The 23,163-nt window shown below is 72.6% G+C and carries 17 protein-coding genes and 1 tRNA gene; 9 read left to right on the top strand and 9 right to left on the bottom strand.

Annotated elements, in window-relative coordinates:
• Positions 1-302: 302 nt before the first annotated feature.
• From OHA55_RS09635 to OHA55_RS09615, 5 genes are all read left to right on the top strand, one after another.
• Positions 303-1,547 carry an extracellular solute-binding protein gene (locus OHA55_RS09635; protein ID WP_266710502.1) on the top strand — a complete coding sequence of 415 codons (1,245 nt, stop codon included), beginning with the start codon at positions 303-305 and terminating at the stop codon, positions 1,545-1,547.
• A 2-nt stretch (positions 1,548-1,549) separates the two neighbouring features.
• On the top strand, positions 1,550-2,596 hold the full coding sequence (locus OHA55_RS09630) for a carbohydrate ABC transporter permease (RefSeq protein ID WP_266704745.1): 1,047 nt from the start codon (positions 1,550-1,552) through the stop codon (positions 2,594-2,596).
• Positions 2,597-2,607: 11 nt separating this feature from the next.
• On the top strand, positions 2,608-3,495 hold the full coding sequence (locus OHA55_RS09625; RefSeq protein WP_266704743.1) for a carbohydrate ABC transporter permease: 888 nt from the start codon (positions 2,608-2,610) through the stop codon (positions 3,493-3,495).
• A gap of 86 nt (positions 3,496-3,581) precedes the next feature.
• Entirely contained in the window at positions 3,582-6,521 is a 2,940-nt protein-coding gene (locus OHA55_RS09620) for a CBM35 domain-containing protein (protein ID WP_266704741.1), read from the top strand.
• Between the two features lie 75 nt (positions 6,522-6,596).
• Positions 6,597-8,243 carry an alpha-amylase family glycosyl hydrolase gene (locus OHA55_RS09615; protein WP_266704739.1) on the top strand — a complete coding sequence of 549 codons (1,647 nt, stop codon included), beginning with the start codon at positions 6,597-6,599 and terminating at the stop codon, positions 8,241-8,243.
• A 60-nt stretch (positions 8,244-8,303) separates the two neighbouring features.
• Here the strand turns inward: OHA55_RS09615 and OHA55_RS09610 are convergent, their stop codons facing one another.
• Positions 8,304-9,062 carry an IclR family transcriptional regulator C-terminal domain-containing protein gene (locus OHA55_RS09610; RefSeq protein WP_266704737.1) on the bottom strand — a complete coding sequence of 253 codons (759 nt, stop codon included), beginning with the start codon at positions 9,060-9,062 and terminating at the stop codon, positions 8,304-8,306.
• 521 nt (positions 9,063-9,583) lie between these two features.
• Between OHA55_RS09610 and OHA55_RS09605 the strand changes: the two genes are divergently transcribed.
• Together OHA55_RS09605 and OHA55_RS09600 are read left to right on the top strand one after the other, a co-directional pair.
• Positions 9,584-10,348 (top strand): decarboxylase, encoded by a 765-nt coding sequence (locus tag OHA55_RS09605; RefSeq protein ID WP_266704735.1) that lies wholly within the window; start codon positions 9,584-9,586, stop codon positions 10,346-10,348.
• Between the two features lie 179 nt (positions 10,349-10,527).
• Entirely contained in the window at positions 10,528-11,646 is a 1,119-nt protein-coding gene (locus tag OHA55_RS09600; RefSeq protein ID WP_266710500.1) for an LLM class flavin-dependent oxidoreductase, read from the top strand.
• Between the two features lie 37 nt (positions 11,647-11,683).
• On the opposite strand, the gene OHA55_RS09595 is transcribed toward OHA55_RS09600, so the two are convergent.
• Positions 11,684-13,555 carry a bifunctional diguanylate cyclase/phosphodiesterase gene (locus OHA55_RS09595; protein ID WP_266704733.1) on the bottom strand — a complete coding sequence of 624 codons (1,872 nt, stop codon included), beginning with the start codon at positions 13,553-13,555 and terminating at the stop codon, positions 11,684-11,686.
• Positions 13,556-14,038: 483 nt separating this feature from the next.
• Here OHA55_RS09595 and OHA55_RS09590 point away from each other — a divergent pair, with 483 nt between their 5' ends.
• Positions 14,039-15,280 carry a M6 family metalloprotease domain-containing protein gene (locus OHA55_RS09590; RefSeq protein ID WP_266704732.1) on the top strand — a complete coding sequence of 414 codons (1,242 nt, stop codon included), beginning with the start codon at positions 14,039-14,041 and terminating at the stop codon, positions 15,278-15,280.
• A 91-nt stretch (positions 15,281-15,371) separates the two neighbouring features.
• Here the strand turns inward: OHA55_RS09590 and OHA55_RS09585 are convergent.
• From OHA55_RS09585 to OHA55_RS09575, 3 genes are all read right to left on the bottom strand, one after another.
• A tRNA-Lys gene (locus OHA55_RS09585) sits at positions 15,372-15,445 on the bottom strand.
• Positions 15,436-16,116 (bottom strand): bifunctional DNA primase/polymerase, encoded by a 681-nt coding sequence (locus tag OHA55_RS09580; RefSeq protein ID WP_266704731.1) that lies wholly within the window; start codon positions 16,114-16,116, stop codon positions 15,436-15,438. Before OHA55_RS09580 ends, OHA55_RS09585 begins: the two co-directional genes overlap by 10 nt.
• A gap of 262 nt (positions 16,117-16,378) precedes the next feature.
• Entirely contained in the window at positions 16,379-16,720 is a 342-nt protein-coding gene (locus tag OHA55_RS09575) for a hypothetical protein (RefSeq protein ID WP_266704729.1), read from the bottom strand.
• 722 nt (positions 16,721-17,442) lie between these two features.
• Here OHA55_RS09575 and OHA55_RS09565 point away from each other — a divergent pair.
• A complete protein-coding gene (locus OHA55_RS09565) occupies positions 17,443-17,646 on the top strand; it encodes a hypothetical protein (protein ID WP_266704727.1) in 204 nt (67 codons plus the stop codon).
• 24 nt (positions 17,647-17,670) lie between these two features.
• Here OHA55_RS09565 and OHA55_RS09560 read toward each other — a convergent pair whose 3' ends face one another.
• From OHA55_RS09560 to OHA55_RS09545, 4 genes are read right to left on the bottom strand one after another with little or no spacing between them, the layout of a single operon-like run.
• A complete protein-coding gene (locus OHA55_RS09560; protein ID WP_266704725.1) occupies positions 17,671-19,038 on the bottom strand; it encodes an AAA domain-containing protein in 1,368 nt (455 codons plus the stop codon).
• Complete coding sequence (locus OHA55_RS09555) at positions 19,035-20,666, bottom strand: hypothetical protein (RefSeq protein WP_266704723.1); 1,632 nt, start codon at positions 20,664-20,666, stop codon at positions 19,035-19,037. The genes OHA55_RS09560 and OHA55_RS09555 overlap by 4 nt, the downstream gene beginning before the upstream one ends.
• The gene (locus tag OHA55_RS09550) at positions 20,657-21,952 is read right to left on the bottom strand and encodes a hypothetical protein (protein WP_323180385.1); all 1,296 of its coding nucleotides are present in this window, start codon (positions 21,950-21,952) and stop codon (positions 20,657-20,659) included. The genes OHA55_RS09555 and OHA55_RS09550 overlap by 10 nt, the downstream gene beginning before the upstream one ends.
• Entirely contained in the window at positions 21,837-22,802 is a 966-nt protein-coding gene (locus OHA55_RS09545; protein ID WP_266704721.1) for a phosphatase PAP2 family protein, read from the bottom strand. The genes OHA55_RS09550 and OHA55_RS09545 overlap by 116 nt, the downstream gene beginning before the upstream one ends.
• Between the last annotated feature and the right edge of the window lie 361 nt (positions 22,803-23,163).

Below are 23,163 nucleotides of genomic sequence, written 5' to 3'. Positions count from 1 at the left end.
GCACGCCCCTCGCCGGGCGTCTTCCCCCGAGCGCCTTCGCGTCACCGGTGGAAGTCCTCCTGATTACTTTCTTGCGCAGATGCATTGACTTCTTGCGTAACGGGCTTCTACCTTCAGCGCTGTTCACGTGCATCGGGTCCCGCAGCCCGGGGGCACCCATCAGGAAGGCGATTCGCATGAATGGCATGGCCGGCGTCAGCAGGCGTCAACTTCTCGGTTCGGCGACCGCGCTCGCCCTGGGCCTGGCCCTCACGGGCTGCGGCGGTTCCTCCGGTTCCTCGTCCGGCGTCGACGAGAACGGCGTGGTCACGATCAGCGTGAACGGGATGCCGGCCAAGACGCAGCCCGAGGACCGCAAGGACTTCGAGGACCTGGTCAAGCAGTTCGAGGCCGCCCACCCCAAGATCAAGATCGATGCCCGCGAGGGCCAGATGGACCCCAAGACCTTCGCGGCCAAGCTCGCCGGGGGCCAGCTGGAGGACGTGTACTACGTCTACTTCACCGACCCCGCCGGACTCATCCAGCGCCGTCAGGGCGCCGACATCACGAAGTACCTCAAGGACGTCCCGTACCTGGATCAGGTGCGCCCCGCCCTCCAGGACGTCTTCAAGGGCCCCGACGGCAAGATCTACGGCCTGCCCACCGGCAACTACTCCCTCGGCCTCGTCTACAACCGCGCCCTCTTCCAGAAGGCCGGACTCGACCCCGACAAGCCGCCGACCACCTGGGAAGAGGTGCGCACCGCCGCGCAGAAGATCAGCGCGCTCGGCGACGGGACCGTCGGATACGCCGACTACAGCAAGAACAACCAGGGCGGCTGGCACCTCACCTCGTGGATCTACTCCATGGGCGGGGACGTGGCCACCCAGCAGAACGGCAAGTGGAAGGCCGCCTTCGACAGCGAGGCGGGCCGCAAGGCGCTCCAGGCCCTGCACGACATGCGCTGGACCGACAAGTCCATGGGCACCCGCCAGCTCCTGGAGATCGCCGACGTCCAGAAGATGATGGGCTCCGGCAAGCTCGGGATGTACATGGCAGGCCCGGACAACATCCCCACCATCGTCAAGCAGTTCGAGAGCAAGTACGACGACTACGGGCTGGCCGCCCTCCCGGGCACCGCGACCCTCGGCGGCGGCGACGGCTTCATGTTCAACCCGAAGGCATCCCCGGAGAAGATCAAGGCCGGGCTCCAGTGGATCCAGTGGAAGTACCTCAACCCGGACCGCGAGGAGGAGAACGTCAAGAAGTTCTCCGGCCTCGACGTTCCGATCGGACTCCCGCAGCCCAACCTCTTCGACGGTGAGGCGCAGGCGAAGAACGACGCGATCCACGCGAAGTACGCCAACGTCCCGCAGGCCAACTACCAGCCGTTCGTCGACCGCAGCGACGACGTCGCCGTCAAGGTGGAGCCGCCGAACGCGCAGCAGCTCTACACCGTCCTCGACGGGGTCATGCAGTCCGTGCTGACCAAGGAGGACGCCGACCTCGACAAGCTCCTGGCCGACGCCGCGAAGCGCGCCGAATCCATCCTCGCCGCGGTGAAGTGATCATGGCCGGTCGACCGCTCCCCCTCTCCCCGGCGCGCGCCACCGCCCGCGACCGGTCCCCGGTACGCGACGGAGTCCCGGCACCCGCCGGGGCGCCCGGCCCCGCCGCGAAGAGCTCGCCCGGCCGGGTCCCGGCACCGCCCCGCGGCCCGTCCGCCCGGGGCGGGGCGGCGGCCGGCCGGTTCCGGCGCAGGGTGCGCGAGAACCTCGTCGCGTACCTCTTCCTCGCCGCCGGGGTGATCTGCTTCGCGCTCTTCTCCTGGTACCCGATCGTGCGCGGCATCCTGCTCGGCTTCCAGCAGGTCACCTTCGCCCAGCCCGCCGAGTGGGTCGGGCTGGACAACTTCCGCCGGCTCTTCGAGGACCCGCTCTTCGTCACCGCCTGGAAGAACACCGGCTGGTTCACCCTGCTCGCCCTGGTCTTCGGCTTCGCCGCCCCCTTCGCGACCGCCGTCGTCCTGAACGAACTCAAGCGCGGCAAGGCGTACCTCCGGATGACCGTCTACCTGCCGGTCATGCTGCCCTCGGTCGTCACCATGCTGCTCTGGCGATGGTTCTACGATCCGGGACCGGGCCTCTTCAACAACGTGCTGGACGTCTTCCACCTCCCGCCCCAGCAGTGGCTGGAGTCGGAGAACCTCGCGATGGTCTCCCTGGTCCTCGTCTCCACCTGGGCCAACATGGGCACCACCACCCTGATCTACCTCGCGGCACTCGGCGGCATCCCCGGCGAGCTGTACGAGGCTGCCGAACTCGACGGGGCGTCGATCCGGCGGAGGCTGTGGCACGTCACGATCCCGCAGATGCGGTTCATCCTGATGATCACCCTGCTGCTCCAGGTCATCGGCACCATGCAGGTCTTCGTGGAGCCGTTCGTGCTGACCGGCGGCGGACCCGACGACGCCACCGTCACCGTCCTGCTGCTGCTCTACCGCTACGCCTTCGTCTACAACGACTTCGGCCTGGCCAGCGCCATGAGCACGCTGCTCTTCGTGGTGCTCGGCGTCTTCGCCGGCGTGTATCTGCGCCTGACCCGGAGCAAGGGCTGAGAGGAAGAGTCATGGCCGCCGAAACACCCACCCGCACCCTGATCGCGCCCACCGAGATGAACCGGCGCGTCGGCCGGTTCCTCCACCGCTTCGTGCTGACCGCCACCCTGATCGGCTTCACCCTCGCCTTCGTCTTCCCGCTGTACTGGATGGCCTCGGGCGCGCTGAAGTCGTCGAGCGAGCTGGCCGCCCCCACCCCGACGCTCGTACCCGAGAGCTTCCACCCCGAGAGCTACACCGACGCCTGGACCAACGTCGGACTCGGCCACTTCTTCCTCAACACCTTCATGCTCGCGCTCGGTGCCTGGCTCACCCAGCTGCTCATCGACGTGGCCGCCGCCTACGCGCTCTCCAAGCTGCGGCCGGTCCTCGGCAACGTGATCCTCGGGATGATGCTGGCGACCCTGATGCTGCCGGTGTCCGCGCTGCTGGTGCCGACGTACCTCACCGTGGTTGACGTACCGATTCTGCACGTCAATCTGATCAACACGCCGTTCGCCATCTGGCTCCCGGCGGCGGCCAACGCCTTCAACATCTTTCTGCTGAAGCGCTTCTTCGACCAGATACCCGCCGAACTCCTCGACTCCGCACGGATCGACGGCGCCGGCACGATCCGGGTCCTGGTCTCGGTGGTGCTGCCGCTCTCCCGGCCGGTCCTCGCCGTCGTCTCGATCTTCGCGGTCGTCGGCGTCTGGAAGGACTTCCTCTGGCCGATGCTCGTCCTCCCCGACGAGGCGAAGCAGCCCATCACGGTCGCGCTCAACCGGCTGGCCGAGTTCATGCCCGCCAACCAGCTGCTCGCCGGAATGGTCATGGCCAGCATCCCCCTGCTGGTCCTCTTCCTGATCTTCCAGCGGCACATCATCGCGGGCCTCACCGCGGGCAGCCTCAAGGGCTGACCCGCGCGCCACCGGTCCCTTTCACGAGCACCACCCCCTTACCCCCGCACGTCCAGGGACCCCACCCACAGGAAGGGCACACCGCTGTGTCTCCTGCACCACGCCGGCGCCCCCGCGCCGCACGTCTCGTCGTCCCCCTGCTCCTGTCCATGCTCGGCGCCCTGCTGCTCGGCGCCACCTCCGCAACCACCGCCCAGGCCGCCACCACCGCGCTGGAGGCCGAATCGGCCCAGCTCTCCGGGGGTGCGGCGGTCTCCACCGAGCACTCCGGGTACACCGGCAGCGGTTTCGTCGGCGGGTTCACCGACGCCCACAAGGGCGCCGCCTCCGTTTCCTTCTCCGTCCAGTCGTCCACCGCCGGGGCCGGTTCCGTCTCGCTGCGGTACGCGAACGGGACCGGCGCCGCGATGACGCTGAGCCTCTACGTGAACGGGGCGAAGGTCCGCCAGGTGAGCCTCGCCCCGACCGCGAGCTGGGACACCTGGTCCACCCGCGAGGAGCAGGTGACGTACGCGCAGGGCGCCAACACCGTCGCCCTCACGTTCACCACCGCCGACAGCGGCAACGTCAACCTCGACGGCCTCACCGCGACCACCGGCACCGGCGGCACAGGCACCGGCACCGGTGCCTCCGGCCTGGAGGCCGAATCCGCCCAGCTCTCCGGGGGTGCGGCGGTCTCCACCGAGCACTCCGGCTACACCGGTACGGGCTTCGTCGGCGGCTTCACCGACGCCCACAAGGGCGCGGCCTCCGTCACCTTCTCCGTCCCGTCCACCCTCGCCGGGAACGGCTCGGTCTCGCTGCGGTACGCCAACGGGACCGGCGCCGCGATGACGCTGAGCCTGTACGTGAACGGGGTGAAGGTCCGCCAGGTGAGCCTCGCCCCCACCGCGAACTGGGACACCTGGTCCACCCACGACGAACAGGTGACCTACGCCAAGGGGACCAACACGGTCGCCTTCACGTTCACCACCGCCGACAGCGGCAACGTCAACCTCGACGGCCTTACCGTCACCACCCCGACCGAGACCACGCCGGTCACCCTCACCCACCAGGCCGAGACCGGGTTCGTCTCCGGCGGGGCGGCCGTCGCCGCGGCCGTCAGCGGCTACGAGTCCACCGGCTACGTCACCGGGTTCACCACCACCGGCGCCCGCGCGGTCCTCGCGGTCAACGCCCCGTCCGCCGCGACCTACCCGCTGGTGCTCCGCTACCGCACCCCGGACGCCACCGCCGCGACCGTCACCCTGATCTCCAACGGCACCAAGGTCCGGGTGCTGAACCTGCCAGCCACCAACGGCGCCTGGGCCACCGCGACCACCGACGTGCCCCTGCGCGCCTCGCTCAACCACGTCACGCTGAAGACCGCCTCCGGCGACAACGGCAACCTCCAGCTCGACGGCGTCACCGTCACCGGCTCCACCCCCAATGCCGTGCGCGGGGCGACCCTCCCGTACACCGCGTACGAGGCGGAGGCCGGGTCCACCAACGCGAGCACGACCGGCCCCGACCGCACCTACCTCACCGTGGCGTCCGAGGCCTCCGGCCGCCGGGCCGTGGTGCTCGACCAGACCGGCGAGTACGTCCAGTTCACCCTGACCCAGCCGGCCGACGCGCTGACCCTGCGCTACTCGATACCGGACAACGCGGCGGGCACCGGCGCCGGCGCCACCCTCAGCGTGTACGCCAACGGCACCCAGGTCCGCGACCTGGGCCTCAGCTCCGCGTACAGCTGGGTGTACGGCACGTACCCGTACACCAACACTCCCTCCCAGGGCTCCGGACACCACTTCTTCGATGAGACCCGCACCCTCACCGGCCACCTCGCCGCGGGCACCGTGCTGAAGTTCCAGAAGGACGCGGGCGACACCGCCGCCTCCTACACCCTGGACCTCGTCGAGACCGAGGCCGTCCCGGCCGCCCTCACCATGCCGTCCACCGGATTCGTCTCCGCCACCACCCTCGGCGTCACCCCGGACGACTCCACCGACGACACCGCCGCCCTCAACGCCGCGGTCAGCACGGCCACTTCGCAGGGCAAGGGGCTCTGGCTGCCCGCCGGTACGTACGACATCTCCGGCCACGTCGACCTCGCCGGGGCCGATCTGCGGGGTGCCGGGCAGTGGTACACCGTGCTGCGCGGCAAGAACGGCAAGGGCGGGCTCTTCGGGCGCGGCGGCACCAGCAACGTCCAGGACCTGATGATCGCCGGTGACGTCCGCTACCGCGACGACGCCAACTTCGACGCCGCGGTCGAGGGCGACTTCGGCAACGGCTCCACGCTGACGAACCTCTGGATCGAGCACACCAAGGTCGGCCTCTGGATCGACGCGCCCACCACCGGCCTGTACGCCGCCGGGCTCCGCATCCGCGACACCTTCGCCGACGGCGTCAACCTCCACAAGGGGACCACCGGCAGCGAGGTCTCGCACAGCAGCGTCCGCAACACCGGCGACGACGGGCTCGCCATGTTCTCCGAGGCGCAGGCGGTCGGCAGCAGCGCCTTCCGCTTCGACACCGTCCAGCTGCCCCTGCTGGCGAACGCCGTCGGCATCTACGGCGGCAACGCCAACCGGGTCGAGGACAACCTCCTCGCCGACACGGTCACCGGCTCCTCCGGCATCGCGATCAGCAGCCGGTTCGCCCCCGTGCCCTTCAGTGGCACCACCGCCGTCCTGCGCAACACCCTGACCAGGACCGGTGGTTACGAACCCAACTGGGCGAGCAAGCTCGGCGCCCTCTGGATCTACGCCGACTCCTCCGACATCACCGCGCCGATCCTGCTCCAGGACAACACCGTCGCCGACAGCACCTACAGCGGGCTGCTCGTCTCCTGGCAGAAGAACGTCAGCTCCCTCACCGTCACCAACCTGGCCATCACCACGGCGGGTTCGTACGGCATCGAGATCAACTCCGCCGGTTCCGGGACCTTCTCCGGCACCACCGTCACCGGAGCCGCCGCCGGCGGACTCTCCCTGGCGGGCGGCTTCACGGTCGACAAGGGCTCCGGCAACACCGGCTGGTGACACCCGACCGGTGCGGGCCCGCGCCTGAACCGCGGGCCCGCACCACCCCGCATCCCCACAGCAAGGAGTCTCAGAGTGACCACCCCCTGGTGGCGGCACGCCGCCATCTACCAGATCTACGTACGCAGCTTCGCCGACGGCAACGGCGACGGCACCGGCGACCTCGCCGGAGTCCGCGCCCGACTGCCGTACCTGCGCGAACTCGGCGTGGACGCACTGTGGTTCAACCCCTGGTACACCTCGCCGATGGCGGACGCGGGCTACGACGTCGCCGACTACCGCGACATCGACCCCCTCTTCGGCACCCTCGCCGAAGCCGAGGCGCTGATCACCGAGGCCCACCAACACGGGCTGCGGGTCCTCGTCGACCTGGTGCCCAACCACTGCTCCGACCAGCACGTCTGGTTCCAGCAGGCGCTCGCCGCCGGACCCGGCTCACCGGAACGCGAGCGCTTCTGGTTCGTCCCCGGCAAGGGCCCCGACGGAGCGCTGCCGCCCAACGACTGGAACTCCTACTTCGGCGGACCCGCCTGGACCCGGATCACCGAGGCGGACGGCACCCCCGGACCCTGGTACCTCCACATGTTCGCCCCCGAGCAGCCCGACCTGAACTGGGAACACCCCGAAGTCCGCGAGGAGTTCGAGGACGTCCTGCGCTTCTGGCTCGACCGGGGAGTCGACGGCTTCCGGGTCGACGTCGCCCACGGACTGGCGAAGGCGCCGGGACTGCCCGACGTCGGCCCCGACCCGGACATCACCGACCTCCCCTACCAGGACTGCGCGCCCGTCCACGACATCTACCGCTCCTGGCGCAAGGTCCTGGACACCTACGACGGCGAGCGCGTCTTCGTCGGCGAGGTCTGGCTCCCCAGCCCCGAGCAGTTCGCCCGCTACCTGCGCCCCGACGAACTGCACTCCGCCTTCAACTTCGACTTCCTCTGCTGCGCCTGGGACGCGGCCGCCCTGCGCGGGGTCGTCGACTCCACCTTCGCCGCCCACGCCCCGGTCGGCGCCCCGCCCACCTGGGTGCTCTCCAACCACGACACCATCCGCCACGTCACCCGTTACGGCCGCGAGGACACCTCCTTCGACATGGGCGACAAGCGGCTGCTCGACCCCAGCGACCCGGTGCTCGGCCGCCGCCGGGGCCGCGCCGCCGCCCTCCTCACCCTGGCCCTCCCCGGCGGGGTGTACATCTACCAGGGCGACGAACTCGGCCTGCCCGAGGTGCAGGACCTGCCCGACGCCCTCCTCCAGGACCCCACCTTCGTCCGCTCCGGCGGCACGGACCGGGGCCGCGACGGCTGTCGCGTCCCGCTGCCGTGGAAGACGACCGGGACCTCGCTCGGCTTCTCCGCGGGGGACGGAGCCGAGGCCGGGGACGACACGGAAGGCGCCTTCGCCCCCTGGCTGCCGCAGCCGGCCGGGTGGTCCGCGCTCAGCGTGCAGGCCCAGGAGGCCGACCCCGACTCCGTCCTCGCGCTCTACCGGAAGGGCCTGGCGCTCCGCCGGGAGCTCCTGATCGGGCTGCCGGAGTCGCTGACCTGGGTGGACGGCGGACCGGATGTGCTGGTGTTCGACCGGGGCGAGAGCTTCCGGTGCGTGGTCAACCTGGGAGAGCGCCCGTACGAGCTGCCCGCCGGCGCGACCGTACTGCTGGCCGGCGGCGAACTGACGGACGGCGCAGTGCCGCGGGACACCGCGGTGTGGATCGCCCGCTGAGCCCGTACCGGAGGGGCGGACCGGTCCGACCGGTCCGCCCTCCCGTACGTGTCGGGGAGGTCAGAGCGCCAGCGACAACAGCACCGGCGCGGCCTGCTGGTTCAGCAATTCCGCGGCCTGGCGCAGCCGGTAGGTGTCGCCGACCGGGAGCGACAGCGCCAGACAGCCCGCCGAGCCGCCGGCCGTCAGCGGGACCGCCGCGCAGACCGTGCCCACCGCGTACTCCTGGAGGTCCAGCATCGGGACCGTCACGGGGTGGTGGTCGAGGGTGGCCAGCAGCACCTTCTCGTCCGTGATCGTCCGGGAGGTGAGCCGCGCGGTGCGGTGGCGCGAGATGTGGTCGCGCCGGGCGTTCTGGTCCAGTTGGGCCAGCAGGCATTTGCCGACCGCGCTGGCGTGCGCCGCCGAGCGGAAGTCGACCCACTCGCTGACCGCCGGGGTGAGGGGGCCGTCGAGCACCTGGACCACGGTGACCTCGCCGTCGACGTACCGGCTGACGTAGACCGCCGCGCCGACCGTGTCGCGCAGCTGCGCCAGGATGCGCTGGAGCCGCTCCTCCAGGGCGAGGCGCCGGGTGGGGCCCGAGCCGAGGAGGAGCAGCGAGGCGCCGAGGACGTAGGCGCCGTCGGTGATCTGCTCGACGTATCCCTCGCGGCGCAGCGTCAGCAGCAGGGAGGTGAGCCGGGCCGGCGGCAGCGCGGTCTCCCGCGCGATCTGCGTTTCGGTCACGCCACTGCCGTGCTGCGAGACCGCCTCGAGCACGCGGAAGGCGTGCTGCACCGCGTGGAACGGCGCTGTTGGTTCCGGTCGCAATGTCACGGTGCCCCCTGCCCAAGGTCCGACCGCAAAGCTGTGCGTCCACGATAGTGGCCAAGAAGTGCCCATGGCAGGGCTGTTGGACACTTCTTGGCCCCTCTGGGCCCGTCTGGGCTGGGGTGCATCTGGCTGGCATATGCCAGAGACATGAACGGGATTGGCAAATGCCAGGTCACCGCGGGTATGCGGCCTTCCACATGCCGGGGGAATTCCTGTGGGGACGCGGAGATTTTTTCGGCCACCCCGATTCGACCACCTGTCCGCCGTCGAACATCAGCGCCGACTCGGGGGCCGTGCGGGCCGGATTCCCCCCTTCGCGAGGCCCCGGGCACGGCCCCCGGGCCGCTTCGGCACGGCCCCCGGGCGATGCCCGGCGGTCCGGGTGGGTGCGGGAGCGGATGTCGGGAACACTGGAGTGAGAGGAAGACGAAGAGACAGGGGCGACCGCGAGGCCGGTCGCACCGTCCGTACGCGGTCCGCCCCTGATCCCGGACCACTGGTCCGGGCGAAACGGAAGGGTGGACATGACGACCGTCGGACTTCTCTACCCGGGCGAATGCGCCGAGGACGACTTCCCGCGGATCGAGATCACGCTGGACAGCGACATCAGACTGCCCCTGTTCCGTACCGGGATCGGCGACGACGTCCGCCACGTGCAGGCCCTGCGTGAGCTGGGCTCCGCCGAGCGACTGGACGCAGGTGTGGAGGAGCTCCGGCTGGCCGGTGCCGATTCCCTGGTGTGGGCCTGCACGGGCGGCAGCTTCGTCCTCGGCCGGGACGGCGCCCAGGCGCAGATCTCCGCGCTGGCGCGCTCGGCCGGGCTGCCCGCCTCCAGCACGTCCTTCGCCTTCACGCACGCCGTGGAGGAACTCGGCGTCCGGCGGGTCGCGGTCGCCGCGACCTACCCCGACGAGGTCGCCGCCCTGTTCAGCGACTTCCTGACGGCCTCCGGCATCGACGTGGTGGCGACCAGGGGCAGTGGGATCATCACCGGGGCCGAGGTGGCCGGCTGGGACCTGGACCTCACCCGGGAACTCGCCATCGCCGGCGACCACCCGGACGCGGAGGCGGTACTCCTCCCCGACACCGCCCTCCACACGGCGGCGCACGTCACCGAGCTGGAGGAACTCCTCGGCAAGCCGGTGCTCGCGGCCAACCCGGTCACCGTCTGGGAGGGCCTGCGGCTCACCGACCGCCACGTCTGGGCCCCGGGCCTCGGCGCCCTCTTCGCCACCCGCGAGCCCCCGGTCGGCACCGTCGAGCCGCGCGGGCTCGAAGTGCGGGAGTGACGGTCGGCGGGGCAGCGGCCCGGCGCGCGGCGGACGGCCTCACCGTCCCCGGCGCCGACCTGCCGCGCACCCGCCGCCGGAATAAGCGGAGCCGACCTCCTGTTGCACGGGTTCGTTACGCATACGTATGACCAGTGGCACCGGGAGAGCGACACGTGGACGAGAACCGAGGCGACGAGATCCGCAACGACGGCGAGCCGGCCGCCGGCGGCCGGGCCGACACCGTCAGGGGGACGGCGGGCGGGAACGCCCCCGTCCCCCTGTCGGTGCTCGACCTGGTGACCGTGGGCAAGGGCAGCACCGCGAGCGAGGCGCTCCGCACCAGCGTGGACATCGTGAAGCTGGCCGAGCGGCGCGGATTCCACCGCTACTGGGTCGCCGAGCACCACTCCATGCCCGGAGTCGCCTCGTCCTCTCCGGCCGTGATCCTGGCCCACCTCGCCGCCCACACCGACCGCATCCGGCTCGGTTCGGGCGGCGTGATGCTGCCCAACCACGCCCCGCTCGTCATCGCGGAGCAGTTCGGCACCCTGGAGGCGATGGCCCCCGGCCGCGTCGACCTCGGCCTCGGCCGCGCCCCCGGTACGGACGGCGCCACCGCCGCCGCGCTGCGCCGGAGCGACCGGCTGGGCGAGGGCGCCGACGACTTCCCGCAGCAGCTCGCCGAGCTGACCCGCTTCCTGGACGACGACTTCCCGGACGGCCACCCCTACTCCCGTATCCACGCCGTCCCGGGGCCCGTGCAGGCCACCTCCGACGGCGGGGTGCAGTCCCCGGCCCGCCCGCAGATCTGGCTCCTCGGCTCCTCCGGTTTCTCCGCCCGGCTGGCCGGCGTGCTCGGGCTGCCCTTCGCCTTCGCGCACCACTTCTCGGCCCGGAACACCATTCCTGCCCTGGACCTGTACCGGGAGTCCTTCCGGCCCTCCGAGGTGCTCGACGCCCCGTACGCACTGATCGGTGCCGCGGCGCTCGCCGCCGAGACCGAGGCCGAGGCGCGCCGCCAGGTGCTCACCGGGGCGCTCAGCATGCTGCGGCTGCGTACCGGCCGCCCGGGCCTGGTGCCCACCCCGGAGGAGGCCGAGGCGCACACCTTCGGCCTCGCGGAGAGCGACTTCGTGGACGAGTGGCTCGGCAACATCGTCCACGGCACGTCCGAGCAGGTCCGCGCGGGTCTGGACGACCTGGCCAAGCGGACCGGCGCCGACGAGCTGATGATCACTGCCAACGCGCACGGCGGCGAGGCCCGGCTGCGCAGCTACGAGCTCATCGCCGACGCGTACGGCCTGCCCACGCTCTGAGCCGCCCGAGCCCGCACGTCCTCCCGGTGCCCCGAGGTCACGGGGCACCGGGAGCGGTGGCACCACCGGCCGAGGCCACACCGCCCGCCCCGATCAGCTCGGAGATCCGCTCCGGCGCGACCGCCCGCGAGTACAGCCAGCCCTGCCCGGTGTCGCAGCCGATCCGGCGCAGCCGCTCGGCCTGCTCCGCCGTCTCCACGCACTCCGCCGTCACGGTCAGCCCCAGCCGGTGCGCCAGCTCCACCAGCGCTTCCACGATCGTCTCGTCGGCGGGGCTCGGGTGCGTACCGCCGTCGTCGTACCGGAAGCCGCGGACGAAGGAACCGTCCAGCTTGAGCACGGAGACGGGGAGCCGGCTCAGGTAGGCGAGGTTGGAGTAGCCGGTGCCGAAGTCGTCGATGGCGATCCGTACGCCCATGTCGCTGAGCGCCTGGAGAGCCCGCAGCGGTCGGCCCGCCGAACCCATCACGGCGGACTCGGTCAGCTCCAGTTGCAGCAGCCCGGGGTCGAGGCCCGTCTCGGCGAGGATGTCCCCGACCTCCGCGACCAGGTCCGAGTCCCAGACCTGCCGTACGGCGACGTTGACGCTGACGAACAGCGCGGGCCCGTCCGGATGGTCCAGCTGCCAGCGGCGGGCCTGACGGCAGGCCGTGCGCAGCACCCAGCGGCCGAGCCGCACGATCGAGCCGTCCTCCTCGGCGATGGCGACGAAACGGTTCGGCCCGAGCATCCCGAACTGCGGGTGGTTCCACCGCACCAGCGCCTCGACGCCCCGCACCACCCCGTCCGCCATGCCGACGAGCGGCTGGTACTCCAGCTCGAACTCGCCGCGGTCCACGGCCGGCCTGAGCGTCGAGGAGAGCGCCTGCCGGGTCATCCGGTGGGCGTTGCGCTCGGGGTCGAAGAGCGTCCAGCGGGCCCTGCCGTCCGCCTTCGCCCAGTAGAGCGTGGTGTCGGCGGCCTGCATCAGCCCGGTGGGGGAGGTGCCCGCCGAGGCGCGTTCCACCACCCCGATCGAGGCGGAGACCGAGAGCCGCTGCCCGGCGAGGTCGAACGGCTGCTGCACCGCCGTGAGCAGCGCCTGCGCCAGATCCAGCAGTTGCTCGGTGCCCTGCGACTCCTCGACCAGCACCGCGAACTCGTCGCCCCCGAGCCGCGCCACGAAGTGGCTGCCGCCCGGGTGGTGCGGATCGCGCCCGGCGACGTCGCTCAGCCGTCCGGCCACGGCGGCGAGCAGCCGGTCGCCGGCCCGGTGCCCCAGGGTGTCGTTGACGGCCTTGAAGCCGTCCAGGTCCAGGTAGCAGAGCCCGATCCGGCCGGGGCGCGGCAGCAGCGAACTGTCCTGGAAGGGCGACAGCTCCAGCGCCGCCGAGAGCCGCTCGAAGAAGAGCGTCCGGTTGGGCAGCCGGGTCACCGCGTCGTGCATCTGGAGGTGGCGCAGCCGCTGCTGGAGCTCGTGCCGGTCGCTGATGTCGGCCACCGTCAGCAGCGCCCGGCCCGGGTCGCCCGCCGAGGGGTCGGCCATCGGCACCACGGTGATCTCCGCCCAGAGCGGCCGCCCGTCCCGGTGCTTGAGCCGGCGGGTGCAGCGGAACCGGGAACGCCGGCCGCGCAGCACCTCGCGGTAGGCCCGCCAGGCGTGGTCGTCGGGGGTGAGGCCCACCAGTCCGGCGACGGGCACTCCGGCGAGGTCGGTGGTGCCGGTGCCCGCCATCCGGGCGAGCGTCTCGTTGGCGTGCAGGATCGCTCCCGAGCCGTCCACGACGGCCATGGCGAAGGTGGCGCTGCGGAAGGCGGACCGGTAGGCGAGCAGCGCGGTCTCCGGATGGTGACTCTCCGTGTCCACCGTCGGGGTCGCGCCGGGGGATGTGCCTGCCGGGGGCCTGCGCCCTTCGGAGGTTCCGCTCACCGCTCGCTCCCGCTGTGCAGATTGTCGTGAACAGGTGTGGCCGGACGGGCCACCGGGTGGGGCGCCCCGGGCCGGGAGCGCGAACCACGCGGGAAAACGTGAGGAAGCATAGAGGGTGCGGTGTCGGCGGTACCAGCCCGGCCCGCCCGTCCGGCACCCGCCGCCGCGGCCCGGGCGGACGCGTACGTCCCGCCGACCGTCCTCCGCAAGGGTCCGGCATCACGCCGCACGGCCTCCCGCTTTGCCCGCCACTGTTCCCTTCTGTACGACTCCGTTCCGGGGGTGCGCCCCGCTGTCGGATTCCGAGAAGTGAATGACCGTATGTGACGTTACGTGATCGTGGGCCTCCGGCTGGTACGCCAACGGCGTCGACGGAACCCGGCCCGGCACGCCCTGACCCGTGTGGTTCAGCCCAGCGGGCGGGGCGCGGTGTCCGGGCACAGGGTGGAACGAGGTGTTCCGCATTTCCACCCGGAGGTAGATGTGCCGCGTCAGCACGGGCCCGGGGGAGTGGAGAAGCCGAGTCCGCGCGGAGTGACGGCGGCGCTGACCGCTCTCCTGGCGCTGGCCGCGATGTCCCTCGTCGCAGGTCCGGCCGCCGCGGCCTACGCCGGCGTGAAACCGTGCGCACTGCCCCGTACCCCGGCCCACCACTCGCTGGGGCTGGACAGCTGGAACGGCGCCTATCCGCGTCCCGTCCGGCGCCTCGACGCGGTCATGGTCTTCCTCTCCTTCCCGGACGCGGACCCCGTCGTCCCGCCGGGCGTGCTCGCCGCCGACTACTTCCCCTCGACCACCACCTTCTTCGAGCGGGCCAGCTACGGTGCCTTCACCCTCCGCGTGCATCCGCGGACGCGCTGGGTACGGATGCCGCACCCGTCCACCTGGTACGGCATAGAGCGCGACTGGGACTCGGGGCGGCGGACCTCCTACCTGCACGACGCGGTCGAGGCCGCGGACCCGCAGGTCGACTTCTCCGCCTACGACATCGTCTACCTGGTCGCCGACCCCGACGCGCCCGGCGTCGACTCGGACGCCACCAAGGTCGTCAACTTCGACCGGCCGATCACCGCCGACGGCACGGACATCAGGCGCGTGGTCACCGTCTTCGAACAGCACCCGCCCGACCGCAATGTCCTCGCCCACGAGACCGGGCACGTCTTCGACCTCGCCGACCTCTACCACCGCCCCACGGACGGCAAGGGCGACTGGGACACCTACGTCGGCGACTGGGACGTCATGGGCAGCCAGTTCGGGCTCTCGCCGGACCTCTTCGCCTGGCACAAGTGGAAGCTCGGCTGGCTCGGCGACCGGCAGGTGGTCTGCGTCCAGGGGAACGCCGACGTGACCCTGGAACCGGTCGCCGCCGCCCCCGTCCCCGGCGGCACCATGGGCACCCGGCTCGCCGTCGTCAGGACGGGCGAGGACAGCGCACTGGCCATCGAGGCCCGCGGCGCCACCGGCAACGACCGCTCGACCTGCACCGAAGGCGTCCTGGTCTACCGGGTGCGCAGCGGTACCGCCTCCGGCGGCGGCCCCGTGGAGGTGCTGGACACCCACCCGGACACCGAGGCCTGCTGGGACCGCTCGGTCTACCCGCCGCTGGCGGACGCCCCGCTCTCCGTCGGGGAGACGTACAGCGTGCCCGGGGAGCGGACCCGGATCGAGGTCGCCGACCGTACCCCGTCCGGCTCCTGGACCGTACGGATCACCACCGGGACCTGAGACCCGGCCGCCCGGGCCTTCCCGGGCGGTTCGAGGCCACCCCCGGAACACGAAGAAGCCCCCCGCTTGCGCGAGGGGCTTCTTCCGTCGGTGCGCCGCCAGGGACTCGAACCCCGGACCCGCTGATTAAGAGTCAGCTGCTCTAACCAACTGAGCTAGCGGCGCCTGCTGACGTCGTAGACATTAGCATCCAGATCCGCCGGAGGAAAAATCGAGTAATCGGACACCGGGGGGAGCGTGCTCCGGGCCGCCCGTACGCAGGCCCAGAGCAGCACGTCGGGACCGGGCAGCCAGGGGGTGCGGGTGTCGGGGGCGACCACCCACTGCGGCCCCGGGGCGGCGGGGTCGCAGGTCAGCGGCGGTACGGTCACCGCGTCGCCGGTGCCGTGGCAGAGCACCGGGGGCAGGGTGCGCGAGCCGCCCTCCGGGCGCGCGGCCCCCGTGCCCCACTCCTCCCAGGCCAGCAGCGAGGGCAGCCGCTGGGCGGTGCCGGGGGTCGCGAAGAGCAGGGTCCGGCCGCGGTGGGTGGCGACGGGGCCGGAGCCCGGCCCCTCCGCCCAGAGCCGCTCCAGCATCCGCCGCCCGAACAGCGAGGGGACGCTGACCACGTCGAACGCGGTGCCGCACGGCAGGACGCCCGGCGAGGCCGGGCTCGCCTGCCAGCGGCTGAGGGTGGTGCGCGGGTTCGCGGTGGAGCCGGCCAGCCAGACGGCTCCGGCGGGGGTGACCTCGGCGGGCTGGTGAGCGGCCTGACTCCGCAGGGGAGGGAGGGTGCCGACGCCGGTGCGCGGGTCACGGGTCTGCAGGGACGTTTCGTCTTCCAGCCATGCGGTCATGGAGACAGGTCTACCGGGCGTGACGGGGCTGACGCCGAGTGTCGCCGAATCCAGGACAGGGCATCACCATGCCGGGTATCTTGCCCGCGGGCATATGCCAGAAGCTGTACCCGGAGTGACCGTGCCGGGGGCCGACGCCGAGGGGCTGCGCCGGGGGCCGCCCCAGGGGTCGGGGTCGGGGGCGGGTTTCACGGGATGGCGGCAGGGGGCCGACGGCACGGGCGGGGGTCCGCCAGGGGGCGGCGTCCGGCAGGGGCGGGCGTCAGGGGCGGGGCGACTTCAGCAGGGACCGGCCGAACTCGATCATCTTCTCCGCGTAGTCCTCGGTCCACTCCGCGCGCTCCGCGACATCGGCTGCGGTGAGCCGGTCGAAGCGGCGGGGGTCGGCGAGCTGGGCGGCGGCGAGAGCCTGGAACTCGATGCTCCGGTCGGTGGCCGCCCGGAACGCGTGCGTCAGCTCGGTCGCGCGGGCCAGCAGCTCCGCCGGATCGTCCATCGACTCCAGGTGGAAGAAGTGCTCGGGGTCGGACGCCGCCTCCGCGGGCTCGAAGAGCAGCGGGGCGGGGCGCAGCCTCGGCTGCGCGTTCCGGTCGGCTTGAGCCATGTGCGTTTTCCTCCTTCGGGAAGGCCGGACGGCCACCCTCCATTGTCCAACCCGGCGCAAGTCCGGTGTCCGGGGCCGGCGCGGCCCCGTCCGCGGGGGCTCGGGTCACGGACGCCCCTGGTGGCGAACGTGTCCGGTGCATCGAATGATTCCGCGGCCGCGGGTATGCCGGTGCGGTGCGATGGGGCGCCGGCGCGTGGTGTTCGCCGTACTCCGTGGTGACCCCGGACAAGTCTGTCCGTGCGGACCGGCCGGAAAACACCGGCCGGAAGTGTTCGGCCTGCGCGCCCCCGCGTTCCCCGCCGATCCGCCGGGCGGCGCCGGGCCGGGGCGAGGGGCCGGTCGGGGTGCCAGGGACCGCCGGATGCGGTCCGGCAGGACGCGCGCCGCCTCGTCGAGGTCCACGCCGTCGATGCCGGAGGGCCGGCGCCGGGCCACGGCGACGACCGGCCCGAGGACCAGCGACTCCGTCAACGCCATCGGGAGCGGCGCGAGTTCGCCGGTCTCGACGTGGGCGTCGAGCCAGAGCGCGAACGGCGAGAGCCGGGCCTCCTGTGCGTCGCGGAGCTCCTTGCCCCGCTCCACGGTGCGCGACGGCGACGCCTCGCGACGCTGGACCCGGCAGAGCTGAGGGGGAGAGGCGGCGCGGGTACGTTGAACCGACGGGAAAAGTTCACCGGGCCGCGGTGGACACGGGGACGGCGGGGTCCGACCATGCGTGCATGATCAAACGATCCCGGCCGGCCGTCGCGCCGCTGACCTTCCTGCTGTCCCTCGTGATCTTCGGCGACATAGTGCGGAGGTTCCATGACGGAGACCACCAATGGGGGTTCCTCGTGCTCTGGTCGCTGATGCTGCTCGTCTCCGCCTGGATGCTCGCGTGCGCCGTCCAGCGGCGCCGCGCCGGGCGGACCGGGCGGAGCTGACCTCGACGGACCCGGTCCGATCCGTCAACCCGCCCAGGACACCCGGTGCTTCGACCAGTGCTCCCAGGTCGACTGCATGGCCTCCCAGCCGTCCGGGAACTTCACCTCCACGCCGAGCTGCACCGGTTCCGTCGACGGATGCTCGTCCAGCAGGTCCGCGACCCCCGCCCGGCACACCACGACGCACGCGTGCCGGTGGCGGGAGGCCAGCACGCAGAGCCGGCCCGTCTCCAGGTGGAAGGCGGTGGCGTCGGGCCGCCCGGAGAGCGGGTGGAGCACCACGGTGACGTCGAACTCCCGCCCCTGCAGCCGGTTCGCGGTGTCCACCGCCACGCCCGTGACCCCCAGCCCGGCGAGGGCCGCGCGCACCGCCGCCGCCTGGTCGCGGTGGGCCGTACCGACCGCGATCCGGTCCGCCGTCACCGGCACCGGGTCCGCCGAACGTTCGCTGGTCGCGGTGGTGCCCCGGTCCAGCAGCCTGCGGACCACCAGCGCCACCGCGCGTACCGCCTCCGGGTCGGTGCGCGGGGTGTGGCGGGCGGGCAGCTCCAGCAGCCCCCAGCCGGCCTCCGCCGCCACGTCCAGCACCCGGTCCGGGCCCGAGCCGTCCGAGGCCCGCGAGAACCCCAGCGTCCGGTCCCCGTCGCCGGTACCGCTGCGGAATGGCGTGTACGGGTAGAAGGCGTCCGACACCAGGGGCGCGGCCGAGGCCGGCAGCCGCCAGGAGACCGGCAACCGGTGTTGCGGCAGCCGCGGGTTGTGCGCCAGCAGGGTGGAGACGGCGCTCGCCGACGGATCGTGGCTCAGCCCCGCCCACTGGTCCGCGCCCACGATCGAGAACGGGTCCAACTGCCCCGGGTCGCCCACGAACAGCGCCCGCCGGAAGAGCCCGGCCACGGCGAGCAGCGCGTCCGAGCGCATCTGGTACGCCTCGTCGACGATCGCGTGCTCCCACGGCTCGACGTTCTTCACGTGCGCCCACTTCGCGGCCGTCGACACGACCACGTCGAGACCGGCGAGGTCGGCCGCCTTCGCCGACTTGCGGACGTTCTCCAGCCGGTCCAGCGCCTTGTCGTACGGGTCGGAGTCGCTGCTGTGCAGCCGCCCCACCGGCAGCTCCGGCTCCTTCTCCGCGAGCCGCAGCACCAGATCGTCGACCTGCGCGTTGGTCTGCGCGATTACCATCAACGGGCGTCCGGCCGCCGCGAGTTCCAGCGCGGCGCGGACCACCAGCGTGGACTTGCCCGCGCCCGGCGGGGAGTTCACCACGACACCCCGGGCGTCGCCGTGCAGGGTGTCGTGGAGGATCGCGCCGGTGGCCCGCGCCGCCGCGGCGCCCGGGTCGAACGCCCCGGCCGCCGCGAGTTCCTCCGCCACACGTACGTCGGTCACAGCACGTCCTCCGGGGTCACGGCGTCGGGCTGTTCCGCGGTCGCACCCGGCGGGCCGCCGTGCGTCCACGGGGTCTCCTCGGCGTCCGGCAACGCCGGGCCGCCCCGCTGGTCGTGCTCGAAGAGCGTCCACACCGTGCGCTCGCCCGGCTCGGGCAGCGACCCGGGGGCCGGTTCCCTGCCGCGCCCCATCCGGTCCAGGACGCGCAGCACCAGCAGTACCTCCGAGCCGTCCTCGGGGAGTCCGGTGCCGTCGGGGCCCGTGCCGGGGCCCGCGTACCGGACGAACTCCGCCGACTGCGGCTTCCCGTCCAGCGAGCGGTACACCTTCGTCCGCTCGCCCAACTGCGGGCGCTCGGTGGTGCGGACCGTGACCAGCGGGCGCGGGGAGGGGCGCTTGGACTCCGTGTACGCCATCTCCACCCCGGTCACCTCGCCGACGAACGCCTCGCCGTTCAGCCGGCGGGAGGCCAGCACCAGCGGATCGTCGAGCGCCTCCTGGGCGTCCAGCCGCGCCTGCGCGGTCTCCCGGGAGGAGAGCTTGCGGGCCGCGGTCACCGCGTCGTCCCGGCGCGGCTGCGGCGGCTCGCCCGAGCCCACCTTGTCCCGGTGGCCGGTGAACGACCAGCGGTCTCCCGTCCAGCGTTCCCCGACCCTGGACCCCTCCGGCAGCTCCCGCAGCAGGTCGAGCCCGCGCCACACCGCGTCCCAGGTCGGCAGCATCACCCGGGCCAGCAGCGAACGGATCTCCCGCTCGGCGGCGTGCAGGTCCCCGAGCCGCCCGTCCGCGTCCAGCCCGTCCTCCGCCGCCGCGAGCGCGGTGCGGGCCCGGTCGTACCGCTCGATCGCCGGCGCCAGCAGCCGGTTGTCGAACGCCGGATCGGTGGCCGGACCAGCGGGCGGGCAGACCAACTGGCCGTCCCGGTCCCGCTCCAGCTCCGCCCGGAGCGCCGCCCGGGCGCCCGAGAGGCCGTCCGGCGGATCGATCCAGGCGAGCAGCGCCCCCAGGTGCTGGTCCTCCACACTGCTCTGCCCCGTCGCCCAGTGGCGGTTCAGGAGATCCGTGGTGGCCAGCAGCATCGACGAACCCGGCACCCGGGCCCGCTCCGCGTAGTGCGTCAGCCAGCGCCCGAGCAACGGCACCCGGGGCGGTGCCGGAAACGGGGTGTCCGGATCGTCCTCCGCGGTACGCCGGAACCGCATCGACCGCCCCAGCAGCCGCACCAGGTCGATCCCCGCCCGGCTCGGCACGATCAACTGCGCGGCGTCCACGCACAGCTCGACCTCGACCTTGACCTTCTTCCCGGTCTCCGGATCGGTCTCGCTCCGCTCGGCAGGCTCGACCACGTCCGCGTACGTCTCGATGTGCGGCAGCACCAGCTCGGCCAACTCCGCCAGGAAGGCGAACCGCAGATCGCGGTCGCGCGGCTGCGCCACCGCCAGCAGCCTCGGCGCGTCCCGGTCGGTGCCCACCAGGGCGCCCAGCGGGGCTCCCGCCTCGCCGGAGGTGGTCAGCGGCACCAGGACGAGCGGCCGGTCGGTCAGATGCCGGTGGCGCACGGTCGCCAGCGGCCGGGCCCGCCCGCTGTCCACGGCCTCCATCCGGGCCAGGGTGCTGATCAGTGACATGCCGTCGAGCCCTCCCGAGTCGTGCCGTCCGGAGTCGTGCCGTCCGGAGCCGTGCCCTCCCGAGCCGTGCCGTCCGGAGCCGTACGTTCCGCGGCCGTACCGCGCCGGTCGTCCGCGCCCTCCAGCGCCTCGGCACGCAGGGCCGCAGCCCGGCGGAGCGCGGCGACGGCCGGGTCCGCCGGGTCGCCCTCCTTGCCCGCGGCGGCGTCCAGCACCGCGCGGATGGTCGTCAGCCCGCCGAGCTCACCGCTCACCCCGCGCCCCAGCGTCCGTACGTCGCCCTGGGCGCGGGACTTCGCCCGGCAGTGGAACGCGAGCTCGCAGGCGGCCAGGCACTCGGGGGCGTACGCCGCCGGAACCGCCTCGACCGCGGCGGTCAGCTCCTCGGCCGAGCACCCCGGATCGAAGGTGGTGCCCTCCGGGAGCAGGGCGGCGATCTCCTCGATACGGGTGAGCCGGGTCAGCTGGCGCCGGGTCACCGCACGCTGCTTGCGCACGTCCACGACCGAGCCGGCCGGCAGGTTGGAGAAGTCCTTGGGACAGACGAGGAGCACCTCGTGCGCCACCTCGGCGCCTTCGGTACGCGCGGCCACCGCCTCCAGGGCCAGGACGTAGACCGCCGACTGCCGGGCGGCGGCACCGACCTTCGCCGCGTCGGCCGAACCGTCGATCATCGGGAACGACTTGATCTCGATGACCGTCCACCGGCCGTCGGGATGCACCACCACGGCGTCCGGCTCCAGATACGCGGGCGAACCCGCCACCTCCAGCGCCAGCATCGGGTGGTCCAGCAGGCTCCAGCCGCCGGCGGCGGTCGCCTCCCGCAGGGCCAGCGCGGTCCTGGCCGTCCGGCCCTCGGGACCGGCCGCCGAAAGATCGGGGATCCGGGCGCCCTGCGGCGGCTCACCGCCACCACCGAGGCACTCGTGCAGCAGGCGCAGCAGCTCGGTGCCGCCGTCCGCCTTGACCCGCGCCTCGAAGGCGTTGCCGCGCATGAACGCGAACTGCGACTGGCCGAAACCCGAGGGGGAGCCGAGCGCCTCGGCCAGCCCGGTCTTGTCGACACCGGCGCCGTCGAGCAGCGCCCGCCGCTTGCAGCCGGGGTTGGCGGCGAGGGCGGCCAGCGCGCGGGCGTCCAGTGGATGCGGGACGACCGTCGGTCCGCGCAGCTCAGCGAGCCGCTGCCGGAGCGCTGTCGCCGGCGGCCGCACGGCCGGGGGAGCCGGAGGCCTGGGGCGCGTCGCTGGGATATGCGGAGGGGGTCCGCCGGCCGGGGAATCGCTCACCCGCCGAAGTCTCGCATCCGCCACCGACAATCGGGGGCCGTGTCGCCGCGACCGGGGCTCCGTGAGCACGCCGCCGGGGGACGAAAGCGCGCAACCGGGCCGTGACGCGGGCGGCGGCCCGCATCACCGGGCGGGTCAGCAGCGCGCCCACGCCCATCACCGCGGCGCCCGCCACGGCATCCAGGAAGTAGTGGTTGGCGGTGCCCATCACCACGAAGAGGATCGTCAGGGGGTAGAGGACGCCGAGCGCGCGGAGCAGCGGATGCCGTCCGTACCGCCACAGCAGTACGCCGCACCAGAGCGCCCATCCCACGTGCAGGCTGGGCATCGCCGCGTACTGGTTGGTCATGCCCCCGAGCCCGCGCGGGGCGCTCGCCTCGGCTCCCCACCATCCGTAGGAGCTGTACTGCGCCATGGTGTCGACGAACCCGTGTCCCGCTTCGAGGAGGCGGGGCGGACAGGTCGGCAGCAGCGTGAAGCCGATCAGGCCGATCAGGGTGGAGGTCAGCAGCCAGGTGCGGGCCGTGCGGTAGGCGGCGGCGCGGCGCCGGTACATCCACAGGAGGAGCGCCGGGGTCACGAGGTAGTGCAGGGACGCGTACGCGAAGTCGGCGGGTATGCCCACCGAGGGGTGCGAGGTCAGCAGCCGGTTGAGCGGGTGTTCGAAGTTCAGGTGGAGCGACTTCTCCAGCCGGAGTATCGACAGGCCGTGGTCGACGGCGGCCGGTATGTCCCCGCGTACGAGCAGTCGGCCGGCCGAGTAGAGCCCGTACACCACCGCTATGAGCGGCAGCTCCGTCCACCAGCGGGGCCGGTGGCCGCAGGCGCGTGCGGGCGTGGCGTGCGGCATCCGGTGGCTCTCCCCTGTTCAAGCGTCCGACGGCGGGCGTTCAACCGTACGGCGGTCGTCGGCCGTGATTTCCCCCGGGGGGTCCCTTTCGCCCCCTGCCCCGGGCCGCCGCGGGCGGTGCCGCCTCGGCCGGGTACTGCGGAGAGGGGGACGTGTGTACGGGCCGTGAGGTTGCTCGGCCGCCCCACGGCACCACTGCACAGGTGCCCGGAGGGGCGGCCCTCATGCCGGCGCACGGCCATGGGCGATGATGGACGGAGACGACACGCACCGCCGGCAGGCCGGAGCGCGTCCCTCCCGGCGCCCGGACACCGTGGTCCCGCAAGCGCCCCCGCCGTCCCCCAGTTCTCAGGGAGAGCCC

The sequence above is a fragment of the Streptomyces sp. NBC_00102 genome (assembly GCF_026343115.1).
Lineage (GTDB): Bacteria > Actinomycetota > Actinomycetes > Streptomycetales > Streptomycetaceae > Streptomyces.
Note: the sequence above shows the minus strand (reverse complement) of the source record. Positions and strands in the feature narration are given on the sequence as shown.

What these genes read in the sequence shown, in the direction of transcription:
- OHA55_RS09630 (WP_266704745.1), top strand. Translation starts at nt 1,550, where the DNA reads ATGGCCGGTCGACCGCTCCCCCTCTCCCCGGCGCGCGCCACCGCCCGC.
- OHA55_RS09625 (WP_266704743.1), top strand. Translation starts at nt 2,608, where the DNA reads ATGGCCGCCGAAACACCCACCCGCACCCTGATCGCGCCCACCGAGATG.
- OHA55_RS09605 (WP_266704735.1), top strand. Translation starts at nt 9,584, where the DNA reads ATGACGACCGTCGGACTTCTCTACCCGGGCGAATGCGCCGAGGACGAC.
- OHA55_RS09580 (WP_266704731.1), bottom strand. Translation starts at nt 16,116, where the DNA reads ATGACCGCATGGCTGGAAGACGAAACGTCCCTGCAGACCCGTGACCCG.
- OHA55_RS09575 (WP_266704729.1), bottom strand. Translation starts at nt 16,720, where the DNA reads ATGGCTCAAGCCGACCGGAACGCGCAGCCGAGGCTGCGCCCCGCCCCG.
- OHA55_RS09565 (WP_266704727.1), top strand. Translation starts at nt 17,443, where the DNA reads ATGATCAAACGATCCCGGCCGGCCGTCGCGCCGCTGACCTTCCTGCTG.
- OHA55_RS09555 (WP_266704723.1), bottom strand. Translation starts at nt 20,666, where the DNA reads ATGTCACTGATCAGCACCCTGGCCCGGATGGAGGCCGTGGACAGCGGG.
- OHA55_RS09545 (WP_266704721.1), bottom strand. Translation starts at nt 22,802, where the DNA reads ATGCCGCACGCCACGCCCGCACGCGCCTGCGGCCACCGGCCCCGCTGG.